This is a genomic window from Cellulosimicrobium composti (assembly GCF_009711085.1).
Lineage (GTDB): Bacteria > Actinomycetota > Actinomycetes > Actinomycetales > Cellulomonadaceae > Cellulosimicrobium > Cellulosimicrobium composti.
Genome location: NZ_WMKA01000018.1, coordinates 65,580 through 72,599 on the forward strand (window position 1 = coordinate 65,580; position 7,020 = coordinate 72,599).

Sequence of the window (7,020 nt, forward strand, 5' to 3'; positions counted from 1 at the left end):
ACCGGCCGTCCGGTGCCAGAGACGGGCGACGACCGCATGGTCGTCGTGACCGGGCGCCGCTCAGGCGACGAGGCCGCGGCGGAGGTCGGCGGTGCGCTGCTCGACCGTGCGCCACGCGTGGCGGCTCACGCCCGGGTGGGCGTCGCGGTCGACGTCCGCGAGCGCCGCGAGGAGTCCGTCGAGGGTCTGGGCGACGGCGCGCTGGGCGCGGCGTCGGGGCAGTCCCCAGGTGGTGCCTTCGGTGACGAGGTGGTCGGCGGTGAGGCGGTCCATGTCGCGTTCGCCGGCGACGTCCATGGCGAAGACGCGGGAGGCGTGGTCGTGGTGGAGGTGCATGGCGACGTCGTAGGCGGGGGCGAGGCGGACGGTGCCGTCGGCGTGGCGGAGGATCGAGATGTTCTTGGCGTGGGCGTCGGTGTTGCCGATGGCGAGGTTGAAGGTGGTGAGGGCGAGGAGGGGGTCGGGTCGGGTGCCGTCGTCGCGGAGGGTGCGGGCGATGGCGGCGAGGGAGGGGAGGCGGCGTCCGTGCTGGAACTTGCGTTCGGGGTCGCGGGTGTTGATGCCGAGGGCTTGTGCGGTGTCCTCCTGGTGGAGGCGTGCGGTGCCGCCGGGTGCGGTGGGGTCGGGGATGCGGTCGTAGCGGGTGACGACGATGGCGCGTTCGCCGTCGAGCTCGGTGACGTGGGCGTCGATGGTGGTGAGTCCGGTGCGGCGGGCGAGGTCGAGGGCGGCGGCTTCGGTGTTGACGAGGTCGGCGGTGGGTGAGTCGGAGGGTCGGGCGACCTTGAGGATGTGGGTGGTGGGGGCGGTGCCGTGGGGTCGGGCCCAGCCGTGCTCGTCGTGGAGGAGGGTGATCTTGGGTTCCATGCCGGGCAGGGAGCTGGTGAGGTGGTCGGTGCGTCCTTCTCCTCCGCTGCGGGCGACGGCGGCGCGCAGGAGGCGGGCGACGGCGGCGTCGTCGAGGCGTTCGGGTGTGCCGGGGGTGGGGAGGGGCTGCCCGTCGGGGGCGAGGAGGACGGCGCCGGCGGTGTCGTGGCCGTAGTGGACGAGGAAGGCGAGGGCGTCGTCGGGGTCGATGCCGGCGTCGATGGCCATGGCGTCGCGGGTGCGGCCTTCGGGGAGGAGTCCGTCGAGCCAGGCGGCGACGCGGGCGGGGTGGGGTCCGGGTTCGTCGGGTGGGGTGACGGGGAGCAGGTGTGACAGGACGCGGGCGTGGTGGCCCCAGCGGTGGAGGGCGTCGGGGGTCCAGGTGAGGGTGACGCGGGGGGTGCCGTCGGTGGTGCGGGTGGTGGTGGGTGCGAGGGTGGCGACGGGGGTGCCGTAGAGCCAGGCGGTGACGGTGGTCATCGGCGTTCCTGGAGGCGGAGGTCGACGTCGAGGGTGTCGAGGAGCTCGAAGAGGCGTTGGACCCAGAGGTTGTCGACGCCGTTCTCGAGCTCGGAGAGGTACTGGCGGGTGATGCCGAGCTCGTCGGCGACCTGGGCCTGGGTGAGGCCGCGGGTGCGGCGGACGCGGGCGAGGTAGGCGCCGAGGTCGCGGGGGCTGCGGGGGGTGGTCCAGGTGTCGGCCACGACTCCTCCGGGTGTCGGGTTTTCCTGTCATCGCGCAGCGTCAGGAAAACCTGACACCGCGCGTTGTCAGCATAGCCCGACATGCCCTGCCTGTCGACGGCAGGCGCCGGATGCCGCCCGGCGGTCAGCCCTCGGTACGGCGCAGGAGCGTCAGGTGCATGGCGTCGGTGCCGTGGACGTGCGGCCAGAGCTGGACGTCGCGCCGGTCGCCGAGTTCGATGGCGGCGCGCGCCCCGGGGCGCACGACGGCCCGCACGACGGCGGGCGCGTCGAGGACCTCGACGTCGTCACGGCGGCGCAGGACGTCGGCGACGACGACCTGCGTCTCGGCGAGGTGGGGCGAGCACGTGACGTAGCCGACCACTCCCCCGGGCCGAACGGCGTCGAGCGCGGAGCCCAGCAGTTCGCGCTGGAGGCCCGTGAGCGTCGCGAGGTCGGCCGGGGTGCGGCGCCAGCGCGACTCGGGACGTCGGCGCAGCGCACCCAGCCCGGTGCACGGGGCGTCGAGCAGCACGCGGTCGTACGCGCCCGGCTCCTCCTGGCCGACGGCGCGCCCGTCCCCCGTGCGCACGGCCTCCACGGCGTCGGCGGGGACGGCCGCGAGCGCCTTCTCGACGAGGCGGGCGCGGTGGGGCTGGACCTCGTTCGCGACGAGGCGCGCGCCGCGCTGGGCGGCGAGCGCGCCGAGGAGCGCGGCCTTGCCGCCGGGGCCGGCGCACAGGTCGAGCCAGCGCGCGTCGGGTCCGGCGGGCGTGGCGCCGCGGTCCCCGGTGAGGGGCGCCGCGGCGAGCGCGAGGGCGACGAGCTGGCTGCCCTCGTCCTGGACGCCGGCGCGGCCGTCGCGCACGGCGCCGTACGCGGCGGGGTCGCCGCCCTCGAGGCGCAGCGCGGTGGGCGCCCACCGGGCGGGGGTGACGCGGTCGTCGCCGTCGGCGAGCTCGTGCGGGTCGGCGAGGCCGGGACGCGCGACGAGCGTGACGCGCGGGGCGTCGTTGTCGGCGGCGAGGAGCGCGTCGAGCTCGGCGACGGGCCGCCCGTTGCCGGCGAGGGCGTCGCGCAGGGCGCGGGTGATCCACACGGGGTGGCTCTGGGTGGCCGCGAGCGCCGCGAGGGGGTCGGGGGCGTCGTCGGCGAGGGTGGTGAGCCACTGGTCGAGCGGGGTGCGGGCGACGCGGCGCAGGACGGCGTTGACGAGCTGGGCGCTGCCGGCGCCGGTGCGGGCGCGTGCGAGCCCGACGGTCTCGGAGACGGCGGCGTGCTGGGGCACGCGCATGCCGAGGATCTGGTGGGTGCCGAGGCGCAGGACGTCGAGGACGGGGGCGTCGAGACGGTCGACGGGGCGGTCGAGGCAGAGCGCGAGGATCGCGTCGTAGCGGCCGCGCAGGCGCAGGGTGCCGTAGGCGAGCTCGGTGGCGAAGCCGGCGTCGCGGCCGCGGACGCCGCGCTCGCGCAGGAGGGGCGGCAGGACGAGGTTGGCGTAGGCGTCGGAGCCGTCGACCTCGCGCAGGACGTCGAACGCGACGTCGCGCGCGGGGTCGGTGCCCTTGCGGCGGTGGGAGGGTGCGTTCGCGCTGCGGTGGGCGTCGCCGCGGGAGCGGGCTGCGCCGCGCTGGCGTCCGCGGGCGTCACGGCGCTCGTCGCCCGGGGTGGGCGCCGCGTCCGTCGAACGCGCGTTCGATCGGGTGCCCCGGTTCTCGCGGTCGTCGCTCGAACGCCTGTTCGACCCGCCGGTCCGGGCTCCGTCCTGACGCCCGTCGGCGGTCGAGCGTGCGTTCGAACCGCGGTCCGGGCGCTCGCCGCGGGAGCCTCGCCCGGCGCTCACCGGGCGTCCTCCGTCCCGAGCACGAGGTCGTCGGCGAGCCGGGCGCCGCGCGCCCAGTCGGCGGCGGGCATGTGCTTCTTCCCGACGGGCGCGACCTCGCCGAGCTGCACGGCGTGCGTGGCCGTCCCGACGAGCACCTCCTTCTTCCCCGCGCGCACCTGACCCGGTGCGAGGTCGGTGACGTCGGGACGCAGCGTGACCGGCCCGACGCCGAGCCGCGCGGGCGCGCCGTCCGGTCCGGGGAGGGTCGTCCAGGCACCCGGGGCGGGCGTGCAGCCGCGCACGAGCCGGTCGACCGCGAGCGCCGGGTGGTCCCACCGCACGCGGGCGTCGGCGGTCGTCAGCTTCGCGGCGTGCGAGACGCCGTCGGCGGGCTGGGGCTGCGGGCGCAGCGTGCCGTCCTCGAGCGCGTCGAGCGTCGCGACGAGCAGGCCCGCCCCGGACACGGCGAGGCGGCCCAGGAGGTCGCCGGCGGTGTCGCGTGGGCGGATGGTCTCGGTCGTCGTGCCGAGCGTGGGCCCGGAGTCGAGGCCCTCCTCGATGAGGAACGTCGTGGCGCCGGTGACCTCGTCGCCGGCGATGATCGCGCGCTGCACGGGGGCCGCGCCGCGCCAGGCGGGCAGGACGGAGAAGTGCAGGTTCACCCACCCGTGCCGGGGCACCGCGAGGACGTCGGGTCGCAGGATCTCCCCGTACGCGACGACGGGTGCCGCGTCGACCTCGAGGGCGGCGAGGCGCGCGAGGAAGTCCTCCCCGCGCGGGCGGTCGGTGATGACCGGGATCCCGGCCTCCTCGGCGCGCACGCGCACCGGGCTCGGGGTCAGGCGCCGGCCGCGGCCCGACGGGGCGTCGGCGCGCGTGAGCACGGCGACCACGTCGTGGCGGGAGTCGAGGAGGGCGTCGAGGGACGGGACCGCGGTATCCGGGGTCCCCGCGAACAGCAGGCGCATGGGCCCGAGTCTAGGTGGCGTCGCGCGGCCGTCCCGCGGCGCCCCGGGTCCCCGGCCATCACCTCAGCCGGGGTCCGGTGCCTCCGTGTGCCCGGGGCCGTCCACGGTCCGCGTGCCGAGCGGCGCGCCCAGCGGCACCTCGACGGTGCGCGCGGTCGCGACGTCCGGGCACGCCGACCCGGCGTCGGTCGCGCGCACGTCGACCCGCACCGTGATCGTCACCGCGTCGTCGCTCTCGACGACGTCGACGCCCTGGTACGTCTCGCAGCGGGCCCGGTGCTCGACCACGATCGGCACCGCGCTCGCCCCCGCGTCCGCGTCGGGCGCGACGTGCCACCGAGCGGTCCCGGTCGTCTCCTGGCCGCCGCACGCTGTGAGCGTCGCAGCAGCCAGCAGGGCTGCGAGCGCCGCGAACGGGCCGGACGAGCGTGCTCCCTGCGCGGCGGGAGGCCCGCCACGACGACCCCTGCGCGGCCGGCGGACGCCGGGGGTCACGGTCCGACGGCGACCCCGAGGTCGCGCAGCGCGGCGCGCAGGCCCGCGGTGCCCTCGAACAGGTGGGTGCGCAGGCCGAGCCGCGCCGCGGCGTCGACGTTGGCCGGGCTGTCGTCGGTGAACAGCGTGCGCGCCGGGTCTAGCCCGAACCTGTCGATCGCGAGCGCGAAGATCGCCGGGTCGGGCTTGGCCAGTCCCTCGCGGCCGGAGACGAGGACGTCCCGCATGAGGGTCGTCGCGGGCGCGGCGGGCGCGGCGTGGGGGTAGAGCTCGGCCGACCAGTTCGTCAGCCCGTACAGCCGCAGGCCGAGGTCGTGCAGCTCGCGCACGAGCTCGGCCGAGCCCTCGACCGGGCCGGTGAGCGTCGCGGGGAACTGCTCGACGTACCGGTCCAGGAGCGCCACGTGGTGCGGGTGCGACGCCGCGACCCGGGCCCGCGCGTCGGCCCACGTCGCGCCCGCGTCGCGCTCGTGGTTGAGCACGGGGAAGTCGACGTCGGCGAAGAACGCGTCCACGTCGCGGCGGTCCAGGCCCGCGAACGCGCCGTACGGGTCCCAGCCGACGAGCACGTTGCCGAAGTCGTACAGCACCGCGTCGACCGCGGGCTCGAGGGCGCCCTCGGGCGCGGGGACGGGGCGGTCGCTCACAGGATCTCCTTCGGGTCGAGCTCCACCCGCACGCTACCCGGCTCGCGCCGCGCGGACCGGACGGCGAGCGACGCGGCGAGCTCGCGCGCGAGGCGCCGCCCGTCACGCACCGGCACGCGCACGACGGCGCGCACGGGCGGGGCGTCGACCATCGCCGGGGCAGGACCGTCGCCCTCGCCGCGACCGCGCGCCGGCGCGGGCACCTCGACGGGTCCCAGCACGGTGTCCGGCCCCGCGAGCCCGACCCGCCCCAGGACCGCCGCGACCGCGGGACGGTCCCCCGTCACCGCCGCGACCCGCACCGCCGGGGGCAGCGCGAGCTCGGCGCGCTCGTCGAGCTCACGGTCGGCGAGGAGGGCCGGGTCCCAGCGCACGAGCGCGTTCGTCGGCGCGGGCGCGGCGTCGCCCACGAGCAGCACCTGCCCGCCCTCCGTCGCGGGCCGCACGAGCGCCGCGGCGGCGAGCCACCGGGCGAGCGCGTCCTGCGCCACGTCGAGGCCCACGTGCGCGGTGCTCACCGCCGCGTCGAGCAGGAGCGCGGCCGCGTACCCGCCCTCGGCGACCGGCTCGGCCCCCGGCGTCGCCACGACGAGCGCGGGCCGCGACGACACCGCGCCCAGCACGCCGCCCGCCGCCCCGGCGCCCGACACCTGCACCGGCACCCCCGCGAACGCGCGCCCCAGCTCCTCCGCCGTGCGCTGCGACCCCACCCGCACCGACCGCAGGCCCGTCCAGTGGCACTCCGCGCACGACCACCCGCCCGCGAGCGCCCCGCACCACGCGCACTGCGGCGTCGCCTGCGGGCCGGACAGCGCGAGCGGGCCGTGGCACACCGTGCAGCGCGCGGGGGTGCGGCACCGGGCGCACGCGACGACGGGCACGTACCCGGACCGCGGCACCTGCACCAGCACCGGCCCCTGCTCGAGCGCGGTGCGCGCCGCGCGCCACGCCGCCGTGGGGATGCGCGCCGCCGCGCCCGGGCCCTCCGCCGCGAGCTCGACCGACGTCAGCGCCCGCACGCGGGGCGCGCGGGCGCGCACGACGTCGCGCGGCGCCGCGAGGTCGTGCGCCCAGCCGCGCGCCACGAGGGCGTGCGCCGCGACCGTGCGCCCGTGCGAGCCGAGGAGGAACGCCGCCCCCTCCAGCTCGCTGCGTAGCGCGAGCACCTCGCGCGCGTGCGGGTAGGGCGCGCGCGGCTCGGCGAGCGTGTCCTCGCCGTCGTTCCAGCACACCACGAGGCCGAGGTCGACGACGGGCGCGAACGCGGCCGCGCGCGTCCCCACGACCACGCGCGCGCTGCCGTGCAGCACCGCGAGGAACGCGCGGTACCGGGGGGCGGGGCCCTCGTCCGCGGTGAGGCGCACGACCTCGCCGCCCGTCGCGGCGTCCCACGCGGGCAGCCCGGCCGCCGCGAGCGCCGCGCACACCTGGTCGACGTCGCGCGCGTCCGGCACGACGACGAGCGCCCCCCGCCCGCCGGACCTCGCCGCACGGACCGCCTCGGCGACCGCCGCCGCCCAGTGCGTCACGGGCGC

Annotated in this window: 7 protein-coding genes; all 7 read right to left on the reverse strand. The window is 78.0% G+C overall.

Features of this window, described 5'->3' with window-relative positions:
- Window positions 1–60 precede the first annotated feature (60 nt).
- Window positions 61–1,347, reverse strand: coding sequence for a type II toxin-antitoxin system HipA family toxin (locus tag GJV82_RS09800; RefSeq protein WP_155099079.1), 1,287 nt, complete (start codon window positions 1,345–1,347; stop codon window positions 61–63).
- Entirely contained in the window at window positions 1,344–1,571 is a 228-nt protein-coding gene (locus GJV82_RS09805; RefSeq protein WP_024839655.1) for a helix-turn-helix domain-containing protein, read from the reverse strand. The genes GJV82_RS09800 and GJV82_RS09805 overlap by 4 nt, the downstream gene beginning before the upstream one ends.
- Before the next feature lie 124 nt (window positions 1,572–1,695).
- On the reverse strand, window positions 1,696–3,393 hold the full coding sequence (locus GJV82_RS09810; RefSeq protein ID WP_318657485.1) for an RsmB/NOP family class I SAM-dependent RNA methyltransferase: 1,698 nt from the start codon (window positions 3,391–3,393) through the stop codon (window positions 1,696–1,698).
- The gene (gene fmt / locus GJV82_RS09815) at window positions 3,390–4,343 is read right to left on the reverse strand and encodes a methionyl-tRNA formyltransferase (RefSeq protein WP_155099080.1); all 954 of its coding nucleotides are present in this window, start codon (window positions 4,341–4,343) and stop codon (window positions 3,390–3,392) included. Before fmt ends, GJV82_RS09810 begins: the two co-directional genes overlap by 4 nt.
- 63 nt (window positions 4,344–4,406) lie before the next feature.
- On the reverse strand, window positions 4,407–4,838 hold the full coding sequence (locus GJV82_RS09820; protein ID WP_155099081.1) for a hypothetical protein: 432 nt from the start codon (window positions 4,836–4,838) through the stop codon (window positions 4,407–4,409).
- Window positions 4,835–5,485 (reverse strand): HAD family hydrolase, encoded by a 651-nt coding sequence (locus GJV82_RS09825; protein ID WP_318657486.1) that lies wholly within the window; start codon window positions 5,483–5,485, stop codon window positions 4,835–4,837. The genes GJV82_RS09820 and GJV82_RS09825 overlap by 4 nt, the downstream gene beginning before the upstream one ends.
- On the reverse strand, window positions 5,482–7,020 hold a 1,539-nt coding region (locus GJV82_RS19440), incomplete at its 5' end, for a primosomal protein N' (protein WP_196217216.1). The genes GJV82_RS19440 and GJV82_RS09825, both read right to left, overlap by 4 nt.

Excerpts from the sequence above, each read along its gene's own strand:
- GJV82_RS09800 (WP_155099079.1), bottom strand. The coding sequence starts at position 1,347 with ATGACCACCGTCACCGCCTGGCTCTACGGCACCCCCGTCGCCACCCTC.
- fmt (WP_155099080.1), bottom strand. The coding sequence starts at position 4,343 with ATGCGCCTGCTGTTCGCGGGGACCCCGGATACCGCGGTCCCGTCCCTC.